Below are 14,998 nucleotides of genomic sequence, written 5' to 3' on the forward strand. Positions count from 1 at the left end.
AAGGCCGCAAGGCCGCAAGGCCGCAAGGCCGCAAGGCCGCAAGGCCGCAAGGCCGCAAGGCCGCAAGGCCGCAAGGCCGCAAGGCCGCAAGGCCGCAGGGCCGCAGGGCCGCAGGGCCGCAGGGCCGCAGGGAACGATCTCCGTGAGTCGTTCGTCACACAGGCGGGGAGATCGTCATGGCGGGGTGGGGACGAGGGGAAGGACTGTTCCTGTCGCTGAGCCGCCCTGTCGTTCCGTCGTCACCTCTGTCGTTTTCGGCTGTGACGTGGCACGATCCCCCAGGCACCGCAAGTTACTGACGGTTAATCAGGGGTTGGGGGACGGGGTATGGGAACGGGCAAGCGCGGCCTGCTCGCGGCGGCTGTGACGGTGGTCTGCGCGGTCACCGTGCTGGGCGCACCCGGCACCGCGTTCGCCAGCCCGAGCCCGACTCCGGCGCCGACGGCGAGTTCCACGGCCCCGCCGCTCCCCTCCACCGCGTCCAACAAGGACCTCGAGGCCGTCCGCACCAAGCTCGAAGCGCTGTACCACGACGCCGCGGTCGCCACCGACGCCTACAACGCGGCCGAGGAAGCGGCGAAGAAGCAGTCCGCGGAGATCGTGGAGCTGGCCAAGAAGATCGTCGCGGGCCAGGAGAAGCTGGACGACCTCAAGGACCGCGCGGGTGCCGCCGCCCGCGCCCAGTACCGCACCGGCGGCCTGCCGGACGAGGCGCAGTTGATGCTGAGCGACGACCCGTCGGAGTTCCTCGACGGAGCCGGCCGGGTGCGCCAGGGCGAGCGCGCGACCAAGGGCCTGATCGGCGAACTCACCCGCACCCAGCAGGACTTGGAGCAGTATTCCAAGGACGCCTCCACCCAGTGGCAGAAGCTGGAGGCGGGCCGCAAGACGAAGGCGACGGCCCAGAAGAAGATCGAGAAGCAGATCGCGGCGGCCGAGAAGCTCGAGTCCCAGCTCGAGAAGGAGGAGAAGAAGCGCCTCGAGCAACTGGAGGCGAAGGTCGCGCGGGAGGCGCAGACCGCCTGGCTGGGCACCGGCGTCCTCGACGAGATCAACAGCGCGGCGTCCGTACAGGGCAAGCAGGCCGTGCAGTTCGCCACCGCCCAGATCGGCAAGCCGTACGTGTGGGGCGCGGAGGGCCCGGACTCCTTCGACTGCTCCGGACTGACCTCCGAGGCCTGGAAGAGCGCCGGTCAGGGCATACCGCGCACCTCGCAGGAACAGTGGAAGCAGCTGCCGCACATCGCCATCGAGGACATGCGCCCCGGCGACCTCATCATCTACTTCGACGACGCCAGCCACGTCGCGTTGTACGTCGGCGACGGCTCGATCATCCACGCCCCGCGCCCGGGCCGTACGGTCACGCTCGCGGGGGCGGGCACGATGCCGATACTCGGGGTGGTCCGGCCGGACGCGTGAGGCCCGGTGACCGATCCGGCGGCCTGTTCGGTGGCCTGTTCGATGACCGACCCGGCGGCCTGTTCGATGACCGATCCGGTGACCTGTTCGGTGACCGATCCGACGGGCTTTTCAGCTGCCGGCCCGGCTGCGATCCGATGGCGATCCGGTGGCCGGGCCTGCCCGCTCCCGCGGCGGTCCACGGCCGTTTCGGATGACCGGTCGGATGGCAGGTCGCCGGGGTGGTCCCACTGGTGGCCCCCGCCATGTGATCCACAGCACCTCGCCCATCGCCAAACTCCGCGCGGACGTGACGTTCGTCATCCCCGCGACACACCCACCCTGCCCAATTGCGGTACAGAACGCGGCATATGACAGCGGCCAGAGATCAAGCTGCCTGCCTCACACCATTCCGTTGCGGCGCCTTCTGCCGCTATGGTCCCCGTCGGTGGGTCGAGGTCCCTCGTCCCCGCCATGCCCTCGGGGGGAGGGAAGGAACCAGGACGATGCCCGTACCCGTACCGCGGCAGAGAGCGATCCCGGCCGTGGAGAGCGGTCAGGCGCAGGCCACGCCCGCAGTCGGCGGCCCCTCCAAGAAGGAAACCGTTCGCAACGAGGCGACGAGGGCCGAGAACAACACCGCGCACGGCGACAACGCGCACAACACCGCGCTCAACGCCACGCCCGTCGACGGCGTCCACCATGGCGTGAGCACCACCAGCGTGAGCACCGGCGGCCCGAACGCCACCGGCGTGGGCACTACAAGCGTGAGCGCCACCGGTGTGGGCACCGCCCCCACCACCCTCACCCTGCTGCTGATCGAGGACGACCCCACGGCCGCGCCGATCGTCCACGACCTGCTCGACGCCGACGGCAGGCCGATCCGGGTGCGCACCGCCCGCAACCTCACCGAGGCCGAGCGGCTGCTGACCCACGACGTCCACTGCATCCTGCTGGACCTCGCGCTGCCGGCGCCCGGCAAGGCGAGCGAGTCCGACGACGAGCTCGCGGTCCTGCGGCACGTGCTGCGGCTCGCGCCCCGGCACGCCGTGCTCGCGCTCACCGCGTCCGGCGACGCCGAGCGCGGCGCCGAGGCGGTACGCGTGGGCGCCCAGGACTACCTCTACAAGGACGAGCTGGACGGGCGGCTGCTGAGCCGCGCGATCCGCTACGCGGTGGAGAGGAAACGTTCCGACACGGCCGAGCGACGACTCGCCGAGGGCAAGCTGCGCGCGCAGGAGAACGCCCGCCTGGAGCGCGGCCTGCTGCCCACACCCCTCCTGGAGGGCTCCCCGCTGCGCTTCGCCGCCCGCTACCGCCCCGGCCGCTCGCGCGCGCTGCTCGGCGGCGACTTCTACGACACCGTCCGCACGCCCGACGGCACCGTGCACGCGATGATCGGCGACGTCTGCGGGCACGGCCCGGACGAGGCGGCGCTCGGCGTGGAGCTGCGCATCGCCTGGCGGGCGCTGACGCTGGCGGGCCTGTGCGGGGACGAACTGCTGAACACGCTTCAGCAGGTGCTGGAGCACGAGCGCGACGACGACGAGATCTTCGCGACGCTGTGCACGGTGGACATCGCGCCCGACGGCCGCCGGGCGGGCCTGTGCCTGGCCGGTCACCCCGCGCCCCTGATCGCCCGCCCGGACCGGCCCGCGCGCCTGCTGCCGTACGACAACAACGGGCCCGCTCTCGGTCTGCTGCCGGGTGCCCGCTGGCCGCGGATGCAGGTCGAGCTGGGCGCCGAGTGGAGCCTGATGCTGTACACCGACGGCCTGATCGAGGGGCGGATCGGTGAGGGCCGGGAGCGGCTGGGCCAGGACGGCATGGTGGAGATGATCCGCCGCCAGCTCTCCGAGGGGCTGCGCGGAGAGGCGTTGCTGCGGGCCGCGGTGAACGAGGTGCGTGAGCTCAACGGGGGCGAGCTGACGGACGACGTGGCCGTGGTGCTGCTGGACCGGATCCCGGTCCCGGTTCCCCAGCCCTAGCTCCGGCCCCAGCCCCAGCCCTGTGCGCCGTAGCACCGCGCCGGACGCGCCGTTCCGGCCCGCCGTTTCGCTGGGGCCCGCCGTTTCGACGGGGCCCACCGTGCCCACGCCCCGGTTCCTAGACCGCCGTTCGGAACCCTTGCGGCGTCCCCGCACGCCCGGGGCCATGCCCGCCGCGCCCCGCATCCCCGCGCGGCCCCGCATGCCCGCGACCCCGCATGACCGCGGCCCCGCGCTCTCCGGGACGGAGACGGCGGGGCCGGAGCTACGGAGCTGGGCGCCAATGGACTCTGCTCTGCGGCCTGCCGGGCCAGTGAACTGGCGGGCTGGCGGGCTGGCTACTCAGGTACTGAGGTACTGAGGTACTGGTGGCTCTACCGGCCGCCGTTGTAGGGGCCGTACGGGCCGTCGCTGCTGCTGCCGCCGCGCCTGCGGCCCCAGCCGCCGCCACCGCCCACCTGCCGGAGGGCGGGTCGTACGTCCACGAAGAAGACGATCGTGGCGACGAGTCCCGCGAGCTGAAGGAAGAGCATCGGCACCAGAAGGTTCACCGCCACCGCGATGCCGAGGATGATCAGCCAGAAGCCCTTGTTCTGCTTGTCGGCGGCCCGGTAGGCGTCGTCGCGGAACAGGGCGGCCATCACCAGCGCCACCACGGCGAGGACCAGCATGGCGAGGTAGAGCAGCCACAACAGCCCGGCGAAGCCTTGGATCAGCACAACGTCCACCACCCGACTCGACGCGATTCGACTCGCTCGTCCTTACGCGGTCACCGTACCCGCAACCGCACTCCCGTTACCCGCACAACGGGCCGGGCACTCCATGAGTGCCCGGCCCGTGACCGTATGTCCTTGTCGGCCGTGTCCGTCCCGGCTCTCGGTCTCACTTGGCCGGCGGCGTCGTCTTCTTCGCCACGGGCTTACGGACCGGAGCCTTCTTGGCGACAGGCTTCTTCACCGCGGTGGGCTCGGCCTGGGCCGCGGCGGGAGCGGACTTCGGCTCCTCGGTCCCGGCCGGCGCGGTCGCGGGCTCGGACTTCGGCTCGGAGCCGGGCTCGACCGCGATGGCGAGCTCCTCGATCTCCTCGGCGGCCTCGCCGCGCCAGGTGCGCACCGTCTGCTCGCCGTGCTCGGCGACCTTCTCGTACGTCTCGCGGGCCTTGACGGCGTACTCGGCGGCGACGCCGACACCGCGCAGCGCGAGGTCCTGGGCGGACTCGCCGAACTTCTTCAGATCGGCGTCGAGGGTGCTGCCGATCTTCTTGATGTCCCCGTCGAGGTTGCTGATGAAGCCGGTGACCTTGGCCTGGAGGGTCTCCTGCGCCTCCTTGGCCTTGGCGGTCGCCTCCTTGGCGCGGGCGCCGGCCTTCTCCTGCACCACCTTGGGGTCGGTGTTGCGGACGGCCTCGAAACGGGCCGGGGCCTCGGTGCGCAGCTGCTCCACCAGACCCGGCACCTTCTTCGCCTGCTGGAGGGCCAGATCGGCGGTGCCTGCGGCGAAGTAGAACGGAGTCGGGTCGCTGAAGGTCTTGCGCAGGTCGTCGGTGATGGCCATGGTGAAGGTCCTCCCGGATTCACATACGTCGTTTTCGGCTGAGGGTCGTGCAGGTCCGCAGCGGGGCGGCCGGTCCCCTGGTCCGGTCAACTGGCCGTCTGCTGCGGATCGGCTTCGCTCTCCTGGTCCTGCGGGTCCGCCGTACCGCCGCCGTCCACGAATCCGTTCTCCTTGCGGAAGGACTCGTAGATCTGGAGCAGCACCTGCTTCTGCTGCTCCGTCAGCGTCGGGTCGGCGAGGACGACCGCGCGGGTCGCGCCGTCCCGTCGGTAGTCCTCCCCGTCCCGTTCCGCGTCGAGGATGCCGGCCCGCACGTACAGCGTCTCGGCGGAGATCCGCAGCGCCTTGGCGACCTGCTGAAGCACCTCCGCGCTCGGCTTGCGCAGCCCGCGCTCGATCTGGCTCAGGTACGGATTGGACACCCCGGCGGCGTCGGCGAGCTGCCGGAGCGACAGCTGCGCGTTGCGCCGCTGCTCGCGCAGGTACTCACCGAGATTGCCGACGTTGAGCGATGCCATGCCTCCACTGTGCACCAGCTCCGCTAACTATTGCAAGCACCTGCTTGCAATAGTGTGTCGCGCCACTCCTCCGGCTCCAACGCCGCCGCCCTGGTCGTCACGTCGGTCAGGACCTCGTTCTGGGCGAGCACGGACCGCAAGCCATGGAGCTGCTCAACGAGCGCGAGTCGATCAAGCAGCCGTACTCCCCATCACCAACAGCCGCTTTCTCAAGGCGCGTTGGCCGCAAGAAGGCGCCCCAGCCCGAAGGGCGAGCCAGGTCAGGACTGCGCCGTCCGGAATGTGAGATACCGGCTGAAGGCTTCGTGACTGTCGGGGGTGAAGCGCCACTCCAGCAGGGCCGAGCGAAGCTCCGGCTCGGTCAGCCAGCCGTGCCAGGCGACCTCATCAGGATCGGGGACCACGGCGGCCGGCATCACGGCTTCGTGCACGCCGAGCCAGTGAGGGCTCAGGCCGCTGCGGTTGATGAACGTGAACAGCAAGCGCGGCAGCCCACGAATGCCACGAATGCCCAGTTCTTCGGCCAGCTCCCGCGCGGCGGCCTGTTCATAGGACTCGCCGACATTCACCGCGCCACCGACCACGACCTCATGGAGCCCGGGGAAGCGCGACAGCTGCTCCGACCGCCGGTGGACGAGGATCCGGTCACGATCATCACGACACACCGTCACGGCGACCCGATGCAGCCAACCCTCCCGGATGGCCTGCCGACGGCTGACCACCCCCACCGCACGATCTCGACCGTCGACACGCTCCACCAGTTCATCCACGGCGCACACCCTGGCAGAGCCCACCGACAACGCCGCCTCACGGCGGCTCGGGGAGTGGGCCCAAGAGCACCTGCACCGGGGAGGCCGGACACCAGTGACGACAGTCGTCATGCACATACGACCCCTATCGTGCTCAGGCTCAGCCGGCACGGCCACCGACCGACCGGCCGCGAGCGCCGACGCGGCGATCGCGGCCGGCACGCGGGAACGCCCGACGCCCCTCACCTCGCCACCCACTTTTTTGTACGTACTTGGCAGCGCGCCGCCCTCCGGCGAGGCTGGTCGCAGGTGATCGAGAGGTGATCAGGAAGCGGTCAGACGTTCCAGTCGGCGGTCGCCCCAGCCGGTGAGGGGGGCCAGCGCCTCGGCGAGTTCGAGGCCGAAGGGGGTCAGGGAGTAGACGGTCTTCGGCGGGAGGACGTCGTGCACCTCGCGGTGCACCAGCCCGTCCGCCTCCATCTCGCGCAGTGCCTGGGTCAGCACCTTCTCGCTGAGCCCCGGTAGCCGGCGCCGCAGTTCGGCGGGCCGGTGCGGGCCGAGCTCCAGGTAGCAGAGCAGGCCCGTCTTCCACTTGCCGTCGATGACGGCGAGCGCGGCGGACAGTCCGCATACGTACAGGCCCTTGGCACGCTTACTGGTCACTCGCACCCCTTTTATCAGCAATTGCCCATAACTCTAAAGGAGTTGAGCCATGCCTACATCGAATTCCGTCACCGTTCTCGGACTGGGGCCCATGGGACGTGCCCTCGCCGGCGCGTTCCTGGACGCGGGCGTTCGGACCACTGTCTGGAACCGGACCCCGGGCCGGGCGGAGGAGCCGGCGGGGCGGGGAGCCGTGGTGGCACGCACGGCGGAGGAAGCCGTCGGCGCGAGCGGGCTGATCGTGGTGTGCGTACGGGACTACGACGCCGTCGACGCGGTCCTGCGGCAGGAGCCGGTCACCGCCGCGCTCAAGGGCCGTACCGTCGTGAACCTGTCGGCCGACACCCCGGCCCGCGCCCGGGACACCGCCGACTGGGCGGCCCGGCACGGCGTCCGGTACCTGGACGGCGCGATCATGACCCCGACGCCCACCATCGGCACGCCGGCCACGGTGGTCCTGTACAGCGGACCGGCGGAGCCGTACCGGGAACACCGACCGGTGCTGGAGGCGCTGGGCGGCACCCACACACACCTCGGCGAGGAGATCGGCCGGGCGGCGGCCCACGATCTCGCGCTGCTCGACGTGTTCTGGACGGCGATGGCCGGCTGGGCACACGCCGTGGCCCTGGCCCGGGCGGAGGGCATCACCGCACGCGAACTCGCCCCCTACGCCCAAGGCATCGCCGCGATCCTCCCGGCGATCTTCGACAGAACCGCGGCCGAGGCCGACGCGGGCACCTTCCCGGGCGACGCCAACCCGATCACCTCGGCGGCCGCGTCCATCGCCCACATCGTCCACACCTCCGAAGCGCACGGCATCGACACGGGCGTCCTGCGCGCGGCCGAGGGTCAGGTTCTCCGGGTCATCGGGCGTGGGCACGGTGAGGGCGGGTTCATCCGAGTGACGGAAGAGGTGGGACGGAGGTAATTCGTTCAAGGGGTTCGCCGTGGGAGGGTCCGGCAGTGCCCACCCGGCCGAACCCCCGCGATCCACTCCTCCACCACCGCGAAGTCCGCGTCCCCGACTCCGTATCGGTGGTCCACCCGGTGCAGGAGGGCCGGGGCGGGATGGTGGGCGGCCACCCAGGAGCGGTCGGCGCGGGTGATCTCGTCGTCGAGCCAGACGAACGGGCGCCCGGCGGCCCAGGTGACCAGGGTCGGCGTCTTCCAGTGCACGCCCCCGGCCGGTGGCTCCTCCTGCGGCCACTCCACCACCGCGAGCGAGGGCAGGCCGAGCCATGGCGCGAGGACGGTGTTCGCGTCGTCGAGCCAGGTCGTGGCCCATACCGGCTCGCAGCCCAGCGCTCGCAGGCGGGGGCCGAGGGCCGGGTCGAGGCGGGACAGGAGGGGGTGTGCGGGGGCCGGTTCTCCGGGCGCCCGGAACTCGGGGTAGGGGTCCGTGCCCCCGAACGGGATCAGGGTCCCGTCGACGTCGAGAAAGAGCAGCATCGTCGTACAGGATCCCCCGGATCTGCGCTCACCACGGCAGCTCCCGCCCGTATACCACCTCCAGCCGTGAGACCGCGCGGGTCAGCACCACGTAGAGCCGGTTCAGGCCGCGGTGCTCCGACTCCGCGATGGCCGCCGGTTCGACTGCGACGACGTGGTCGTACTCGAGGCCCTTGACGAGGGTCGCGGGGACCACCGTCACCCGGGCGGCCGGATCGTCCGGTCCCGAGGTCGGGACGCCGGATTCGGCCAGGGCCTCGCGCACCTCCCCGATCTGCGAGTCCGCGGCGATGACGCCGATCGAACCCTCCCGGGGCAGCGCGTCGCGCACGGCGGCGACGACCGCGCGGTGGAGGTCGCCGTCCGCTCGCCGGACCCGCAGTTCGCCGTCCCCGCGCAGGGAGTCGGCGCGCGGCACGTCGATGTCGAGGAGGTCGAGAACACGGCCCGCGAGCGTGAGGACGGCGGCCGGGACGCGGAAGCCGGTGGTCAGCGGGACGATGGTCGCGTCCGGCTTGCCCAGGTGCCCCATCTGCACCCGCCAGGAGTCGGCCGCCCAGGGGGTGGTGCCCTGTGCCAGGTCGCCGAGGACCGTGAGCGAGCCGAAGGGGACCCGGCGGGCGACCGCCCGGCACTCCATCGGCGAGAGGTCCTGGGCCTCGTCGACGACGACATGGCCGTACCCCCGGGGATGGTCGAGGAGGCCCGCGATCTCGTCGAGGAGGACGAGGTCGGCGGACGACCAGCGCGCCGACTTCGGCGAGCGGGGCGGGCGCGGCCAGTGCAGGACCCGCTGCTCCCCGGCGTCCAGAAGACCGTCTGCGGCGCGCGCCAACTCCGCCGGGTCCGTGAGGAGTCGGGCCAGCACCTCCTCCGGACGCAGCTTCGGCCACAGCGCCTCCACGCACGCGCTCACCGGCCGGGCCCGTTCGATGCGGCGCGTCCAGGAGCCCGGGCGCGGTCCGCTCCGGCGTTCGACCTGCCCCTGGATCCGGCGCACGATCCGGCTGCGCACCCGCTCGCGCCCGACCTCGTACGGCGGCTCCTCGGCGAGCACACCGGCGACGATCCTCGTCAGCTCGTCGCCCGCGATCCGCCAGCGGTAGGTGTCGTCGGGAACGGAGAGGTCCTCGGCGCGGTCGGCGGCCACCCGTCCGTACACCGCGCGCCGCAGCACCTCGGCCATCCGGGCGTCGTGCTTGACGACGGCGGTCCGGTCGGGGTCCGTCCCGGTCACCGGGTGGCGGGCGATCTCGTCGTGGAGGGTCGACTGCCGTACGCCGGTCTCGCCCAGGGCGGGGAGCACCTCGGCGACGTAGGAGAGGAAGGTGCGGTTGGGGCCGAGGATCAGCAGTCCGCCGCGCTGGATGCGCCGCGGGTGGGTGTAGAGGAGGTAGGCGGCCCGGTGCAGGCCCACGGCGGTCTTGCCGGTGCCGGGAGCGCCCTGCACGCACACGGATTCGGCGAGCTCTCCGCGTACGAGTTCGTCCTGCTCGGGCTGGATGGTCGCGGCGATGTCCCGCATGGGGCCGACGCGGGGCCGTTCGATCTCGCGGGCGACGATGCCGCCCGGACTTCCCGACCCACCTGGCCTGCCCGGCCCACCTGACCTGCCTGGCCCGCCACGCCCCGACCACCCGTCTCCGCCGCCCGGCCAGCCACGCCCCGACCGCTCATCGCGGCCGCCCGGCCCGTCCCCGTCGACACGCCCACCCCCATCGAGGTGCCCGTCCCCGTCGACCCGCCCACCCCCATCGAGGTGCTCGTCCTCCAGGCCGGTGAGGTCGGTGGAGTCGCCGCGACTGCCGGGGGCCCAGCCGAACCGCCGCCGTACGGCCACTCCCTGCGGGTCGCGGGCGCTCGCCTGGTAGAAGGCGCGGGAGACGGGAGCGCGCCAGTCGACGACGAGGGGCGGGGCCGCCGGGTGCTCGCTGATGCGCAGGCGGCCGATGTGGTGGGCGAGGCCCTCGTGCTCGCCGCCCGTGCCGAGCGCGAAGTCCAGCCGACCGAAGAACAGCGGGCCTTCGGGCAGTTCGTGCAGGGCCTTGGCATGGCTGCGCAGCCGGTACCCGAGGACTTCGGCGTCGGCGCCGGAGGCGGAGACGTCCTCACCGGTGACGACCTGGAGGTCGGCGCCCTCGACCATCGCCGCGAGGGCGGCACGGCAGGCGTCGTGGTGGGCGCGCTCGTGGCGCAGCGCGGCGCCGAGATCCGCCGGACTCTTCGGGTCGCCCTCGGAGGCGCGCTCGGGTGCCGTCATACGGCAAGGGTAACGAATAATGAGACTGAGTCACATATTTTACCGAGCCTCAGTTAGCTGAGCTGCGGCAACCCCGCCAGGAGCACCCCGAAAGCCCGCTCCGCCGCCGCCTCCGCGTCCCCCCGTACGTCTTCCAGCCGCTCCCCCGCCGAAATCCGCCGCCAGTTCTCCTCGGCGAGGATCCGCCGGACGGCGATGATCTGACCGGCGGCCAGCCGGGCGTCGAGCGCGTCCGGCAGGTCGTTCACGAGGGCGTCGGCGAGGGCGGCCTCCGAGCGCTCCAGGTAGCCGTGGAGGCGGGCGACCAGGGAGGGCGTGCCGTAGAGCAGGGCGTAGAAGGCGCGCACCTGCGGGTGGTCGTTGAGGCCGGTCACGGGATCGGCGGCGGCCAGCCCGGCGAGGAAGTGCCGGCGCAGGGCGGGAAGCGGCGCGACCCCCTCGGCCCGCGCCGCCGAGACGACCCGGGCCGCTTCCTGCTCGTGGTCCGCGATCCGGTGCAGGACCAGATCCTCCTTGGCCGGGAAGTACCGGAAGAGGGTCGGCTTGGAGATCTCGGCCGCCGCGGCGACCTCGGCGACGGACACCGCGTCGAAGCCTCGCTCGAGGAAGAGCCGGACGGCGATGTCCGACACGGCCTGGTACATCCGCTGCCTCTTGCGCTCACGCAGCCCGGTCTCGCTCATGGGCCGAGCCTACGGGGCCGGCAGCCGCCCGATCTCGCCCCGACCTCACCTCGCCTCGACCTCGTCTCCCCACCCCTCCTCGGCCCTCCTCGGCCCGCCCCCGCTCCGCCTCACTCCGCCTCACTTGATCCCGCTTGACCTCAACCGCGGTTGAGGCCGAAGACTCCATGCACGCGCATTCAACGGCACCGCAGTGGAGGTATGTCATGCGAGCAGCACAGGTGAAGGCGTTCGGCGGACCGGAGGTCCTGGCCACGGTGGAGCTGCCGGACCCGGCCCCCGGCCCCGGCGAGGTCCTGATCGAGGTCGCGCACGCCGACACGATCTACGTGGAGACACAGATCCGCGCGGGCCGGTTCCGCGCCTACTTCCCCGTCGAGCCGCCCTACATCCCGGGCGGCGGCGTCTCCGGCACGGTGACCGCGGTCGGCGCGGGCGTGGACGCCGGGTGGGTGGGCCGCAGGGTGACGTCCTTCGTGGACGGCAGCTACGCCGAGCGCGTGTCGGTCCCGGTCACCGCACCCACCCCGGTGCCGGACGGTCTGGACCTGAGCACGGCCGCGGCCCTCGTCCACGACGGGGTGACGGCCGTGGGCCTGCTGGACCGCACCGCCGTGGCCGCCGGAGACCGTGTCCTGATCCTTGGCGCCTCGGGCGGCATGGGCACCCTGCTGATCCAGCTGGCCCGCGCCCGGGGCGCCCGGGTGGTGGCCGCGGTGCGGGGAGCCCGGAAGTCGGCGCTGGTGCGGGAACTGGGGGCGCATGCGGTGGTGGACGTGTCGGAGGAGGACTGGGTGGAGCGGGCGCGGGAGGCGTTGACCGCCGACGTCACCGAGGCCGCCGAAGCCACTGGCGGACGGGAAGCCGCCGCCGATGTCGTAATGGACGGCGTCGGCGGTGAACTCGGCCTCGCCGCCTTCCCGTTGACGGCCGTCGGCGGGCGTTTCTCCGCTCACGGCGCACCCTCGGGCGGCTTCGCGGAGGTGGACGTGGCGGAGGCGGAACGCCGGGGCGTCACCCTGTTCGGGATCGGCGACGTGCAGTTCGGCCAGGCCGAGGCACGCCGCCTGACCGCGCAGGTGCTGGCGGAGGCGGCCGCGGGGCGGCTGCGGCCGGTGATCGGCGCCCGGTTCCCGCTCGAGGAGGCCGCGGCGGCGCATGCGGCGATCGAGGGGCGTGAGCTGATCGGAAAGGTGCTGCTCGGGACGTGACCCGACGCCGGGGTCCACGTGTCGGGGCGCGTGCGTGGCCACGATTCGGAAAGGTGCTGCTCGGGACGTGACCCGACGCCGGGATCCACGTGTCGGGGCGCGTGCGTGGCCACGATTCGGAAAGGTGCTGCTCGGGACGTGACCCGACGCCGGGGTCCACGCGTCCGGGCGCGTGCCTGGCCGCGATCCCGCCCGTCCGCCCCGGCACCAGCCCCGAGTCGGGTTCCCCCGGCCGGGTCCGCCCGGGATCAGGTCCCCGCGATCAGGTCCCCGCGATCAGGTCCGCCCCCGGGTCAGAGCCCTTTCGAGATAGGGGTTGGTGGTTCTGGGGGTCGGAAGGCCGAGAGAGGCGGTGGCCGCGGCCAGCGTCTCGGCGTAGGAGTCGACGGCCCGACGGACGTTGGGGGCGTCCAGGCTCGCCCTGGTCGTCAGGCGGACGAGGTCGATGTACGCGGAGCGGATGGTCTCGATCCGGCGATAGACGGTCCAGTCCTTGTGCCGGTCCCTCGTGTACTTCTTCGGCAGCTTCGCCTCCCATCGCCGGAACATACGGGTCCGGATCTCCGGCCGCGTCGGCGTCAGGTGCATGTGCCGGACCAGGTCGTAGAGCGGGTCGCCGACCAGGGCCATCTCCCAGTCGATGATGGTCAGGGCCAGTCCGTCATTACGGCGCACCAGGTTCCACGGGTTGAGGTCGCCGTGCAGCAGGGCCGGGGTCCGGACGCTCACCCGGTACCCGGACAGGATCTCCCGCAGCCGCCATTCGTCGGGCAGCCCGAGCGTGCGGGCCAGCTGCAGGGACTCCTTCGGCAGGTCCCGTACGAGTCCGATCAGCTGTTCCTTGAGCCACTCGCAGAAGTCGCCGACGCCGGCGACCGCGTCGACCGACGACGGGTCCACGCGGGTCAGTTCGCACAGCTGGTCGACCAGCGCGTCCGCCTCGTGCGGGAGGAGACCGTGCACCGGGTGACTGGGTGGCTGGTCGATCCGCGTGCCGACGTACGTGTGGATGCTGAAGGCGTCGTCCGGGTAGCTCTCGCCCAGCGCCAGCACCTTCGGCGCCGCCACCAGGACCCCTGACTCCTGGATCGCCCGCAGGACGGTGTGCTCGCTGAGGTAACTCGGTTCGAGCCGCGAGACGTTGGGCAGCCTGCGCCGTACGACCACCGGGGTGGGCACGCCCTCCACACAGACCACGGAGTTGAGGTGGGCGGTTCCCTTGAACACCCGGCCCGCCGGAGCGGCTCCCTCGGCGAGCAGTGCCTCGCGCACGGCCGACTCCGGGAAGCTCGGGTTCTCGGGAAGGCGCCTGTCCGGCTGCCAGGCGGAGGCCGTCTTCTCCCAGTGCTGACCGCTGGCGCCTCCGTCCTGACGCGACGCCAGCCATCGGAAGAGTGCCCGCTCGATCTCGTCGTTCTTGGGAACGTCACCGAGCCGCAAGGGCTCCGCCGCGGTCTCCAGGGCCCGGCGCACCTCCGCGGTGGCCTCGTCCATGCTCTTGCGCATGGACGACTGCTGCAACGACCGCGCGGCCCGCATGACGTCCGGGTAGACGGACTGCGCCCGCTCGAACGCGATGTAGTGGGGCAGATCCTTGGCCAGCCCCTTGACCGCGCTGGGACGGCACTCCCACATGGCCTTCGCCCACGCGTCGATCACCTCGTCCCACTGGTGGTCCGGGTACCGCATGCGCACCAGGTGGGTGGCGAGGTCGTGCAGCGGGTCACCGTAGGTGGCCAGTTCCCAGTCGACGCAGACGAGGGGCGGATCACCGTCGTAGGACACGATCAGGTTGTCCCGGTGCAGGTCCGCGTGGAGCAGGCTGTACGGCCGCCGGGTCATCGCGGGCACCCGCTCGGCCAGCCGGAGCAGAGCGTCGTCGGAGATGCCCAGCGCCTTGAACAGACCGCCGAACTCGTCCCGGTTGGGCTTGCGGACCTGTTCGTCGGCGCACAGGGCCAGGGTCTTCAGGAAGGCCCGGCTGTCGCTGTGGTTGGCGGGCCAGGAAGCGGGCAGCGGCGGCAGTGCCTGCCGGCGCACCCGGGTCATCTGGGCCAGCAGCCCGGCCAGCGCCTTCATCAGCAGGGTGTCGACAGGCTTGCCGTTTCCGCAGATCGTGGAGAGTGGTACGCCTTCCACATGGCTGTGGATGGAGTAGTCCGGCGTCTTGATCAGACACTCGGGCACGTGCGGCAGGGCGCCGCGGACGGCGTCGAGGATCGCCGCTTCCTCCTCCCAGGTCCTGATCACCACGGGAAGGGCCTCGGACCGTCTGATGCGCACGATGACCGAAGTCCCCGGGGCGCGGTCCACCAGAGGCGCGACGGTCTCGGTCAGCGGCAGCACGTAGTTGCGATTGTGATGGCCACTGGACTCCTGGGTCGATTCGGCCGCCCTGACGAAGTCCCGCAGCACTCCGGGCACATCCTCGGCGGCTCGTTCCCCGAGGTGACGAGGGGGAACAAGGTGGTCGACCACTGGCCGCTCCGGTACTCGCGCTGGGCAGGGTAGGGCAAACGGTAAAC

At 71.9% G+C, this 14,998-nt stretch carries 13 protein-coding genes; 4 read left to right on the forward strand and 9 right to left on the reverse strand.

Annotated elements, in window-relative coordinates; translation table 11 throughout:
- The first annotated feature begins 327 nt into the window (after window positions 1-327).
- The gene (locus ACIPFH_RS29260; RefSeq protein WP_401830995.1) at window positions 328-1,419 is read left to right on the forward strand and encodes an NlpC/P60 family protein; all 1,092 of its coding nucleotides are present in this window, start codon (window positions 328-330) and stop codon (window positions 1,417-1,419) included.
- Between the two features lie 485 nt (window positions 1,420-1,904).
- Window positions 1,905-3,386 (forward strand): fused response regulator/phosphatase, encoded by a 1,482-nt coding sequence (locus ACIPFH_RS29265; protein ID WP_356251075.1) that lies wholly within the window; start codon window positions 1,905-1,907, stop codon window positions 3,384-3,386.
- A gap of 374 nt (window positions 3,387-3,760) precedes the next feature.
- Here ACIPFH_RS29265 and ACIPFH_RS29270 read toward each other — a convergent pair whose 3' ends face one another.
- The 5 genes from ACIPFH_RS29270 to ACIPFH_RS29290 all read right to left on the reverse strand — a co-directional run bounded on the left by ACIPFH_RS29270 (window position 3,761) and on the right by ACIPFH_RS29290 (window position 6,870).
- Window positions 3,761-4,105: a DUF2516 family protein gene (locus ACIPFH_RS29270; RefSeq protein WP_328484594.1), complete on the reverse strand. Its 345-nt coding sequence runs from the start codon at window positions 4,103-4,105 to the stop codon at window positions 3,761-3,763.
- A gap of 163 nt (window positions 4,106-4,268) precedes the next feature.
- Entirely contained in the window at window positions 4,269-4,940 is a 672-nt protein-coding gene (locus ACIPFH_RS29275; protein ID WP_356251078.1) for a hypothetical protein, read from the reverse strand.
- An 86-nt stretch (window positions 4,941-5,026) separates the two neighbouring features.
- On the reverse strand, window positions 5,027-5,458 hold the full coding sequence (locus tag ACIPFH_RS29280) for a helix-turn-helix domain-containing protein (protein ID WP_401830998.1): 432 nt from the start codon (window positions 5,456-5,458) through the stop codon (window positions 5,027-5,029).
- Window positions 5,459-5,718: 260 nt separating this feature from the next.
- The gene (locus ACIPFH_RS29285; protein ID WP_401831165.1) at window positions 5,719-6,237 is read right to left on the reverse strand and encodes an NUDIX domain-containing protein; all 519 of its coding nucleotides are present in this window, start codon (window positions 6,235-6,237) and stop codon (window positions 5,719-5,721) included.
- 294 nt (window positions 6,238-6,531) lie between these two features.
- Entirely contained in the window at window positions 6,532-6,870 is a 339-nt protein-coding gene (locus ACIPFH_RS29290) for a winged helix-turn-helix transcriptional regulator (protein WP_401831000.1), read from the reverse strand.
- A gap of 49 nt (window positions 6,871-6,919) precedes the next feature.
- Here ACIPFH_RS29290 and ACIPFH_RS29295 point away from each other — a divergent pair, with 49 nt between their 5' ends.
- Complete coding sequence (locus ACIPFH_RS29295) at window positions 6,920-7,798, forward strand: NAD(P)-dependent oxidoreductase (RefSeq protein ID WP_401831002.1); 879 nt, start codon at window positions 6,920-6,922, stop codon at window positions 7,796-7,798.
- A 5-nt stretch (window positions 7,799-7,803) separates the two neighbouring features.
- Here the strand turns inward: ACIPFH_RS29295 and ACIPFH_RS29300 are convergent, their stop codons facing one another.
- The 3 genes from ACIPFH_RS29300 to ACIPFH_RS29310 are packed head-to-tail and all read right to left on the reverse strand — an operon-like array spanning window position 7,804 to window position 11,262.
- Window positions 7,804-8,319, reverse strand: a complete 516-nt coding sequence (locus ACIPFH_RS29300; RefSeq protein WP_401831004.1) for a hypothetical protein — start codon at window positions 8,317-8,319, stop codon at window positions 7,804-7,806.
- Between the two features lie 28 nt (window positions 8,320-8,347).
- Window positions 8,348-10,579: a HelD family protein gene (locus tag ACIPFH_RS29305; RefSeq protein ID WP_401831006.1), complete on the reverse strand. Its 2,232-nt coding sequence runs from the start codon at window positions 10,577-10,579 to the stop codon at window positions 8,348-8,350.
- A gap of 53 nt (window positions 10,580-10,632) precedes the next feature.
- Window positions 10,633-11,262, reverse strand: coding sequence for a TetR/AcrR family transcriptional regulator (locus ACIPFH_RS29310; RefSeq protein WP_401831007.1), 630 nt, complete (start codon window positions 11,260-11,262; stop codon window positions 10,633-10,635).
- A 206-nt stretch (window positions 11,263-11,468) separates the two neighbouring features.
- On the opposite strand from ACIPFH_RS29310, the gene ACIPFH_RS29315 reads away from it, so the two are divergent.
- Window positions 11,469-12,473: a zinc-binding dehydrogenase gene (locus ACIPFH_RS29315; protein ID WP_401831008.1), complete on the forward strand. Its 1,005-nt coding sequence runs from the start codon at window positions 11,469-11,471 to the stop codon at window positions 12,471-12,473.
- A 276-nt stretch (window positions 12,474-12,749) separates the two neighbouring features.
- Here ACIPFH_RS29315 and ACIPFH_RS29320 read toward each other — a convergent pair whose 3' ends face one another.
- Window positions 12,750-14,897: a phosphotransferase gene (locus ACIPFH_RS29320; protein WP_401831011.1), complete on the reverse strand. Its 2,148-nt coding sequence runs from the start codon at window positions 14,895-14,897 to the stop codon at window positions 12,750-12,752.
- Window positions 14,898-14,998 lie beyond the last annotated feature (101 nt).

The organism is Streptomyces sp. NPDC088157 (assembly GCF_044741545.1).
Classification (GTDB): Bacteria; Actinomycetota; Actinomycetes; order Streptomycetales; family Streptomycetaceae; genus Streptomyces.

Bases quoted from the DNA above. Each gene is read 5' to 3' on its own strand.
- ACIPFH_RS29260 (WP_401830995.1), top strand. From the start codon at position 328: ATGGGAACGGGCAAGCGCGGCCTGCTCGCGGCGGCTGTGACGGTGGTC.
- ACIPFH_RS29265 (WP_356251075.1), top strand. From the start codon at position 1,905: ATGCCCGTACCCGTACCGCGGCAGAGAGCGATCCCGGCCGTGGAGAGC.
- ACIPFH_RS29275 (WP_356251078.1), bottom strand. From the start codon at position 4,940: ATGGCCATCACCGACGACCTGCGCAAGACCTTCAGCGACCCGACTCCG.
- ACIPFH_RS29280 (WP_401830998.1), bottom strand. From the start codon at position 5,458: ATGGCATCGCTCAACGTCGGCAATCTCGGTGAGTACCTGCGCGAGCAG.
- ACIPFH_RS29295 (WP_401831002.1), top strand. From the start codon at position 6,920: ATGCCTACATCGAATTCCGTCACCGTTCTCGGACTGGGGCCCATGGGA.
- ACIPFH_RS29300 (WP_401831004.1), bottom strand. From the start codon at position 8,319: ATGCTGCTCTTTCTCGACGTCGACGGGACCCTGATCCCGTTCGGGGGC.
- ACIPFH_RS29305 (WP_401831006.1), bottom strand. From the start codon at position 10,579: ATGACGGCACCCGAGCGCGCCTCCGAGGGCGACCCGAAGAGTCCGGCG.
- ACIPFH_RS29310 (WP_401831007.1), bottom strand. From the start codon at position 11,262: ATGAGCGAGACCGGGCTGCGTGAGCGCAAGAGGCAGCGGATGTACCAG.
- ACIPFH_RS29315 (WP_401831008.1), top strand. From the start codon at position 11,469: ATGCGAGCAGCACAGGTGAAGGCGTTCGGCGGACCGGAGGTCCTGGCC.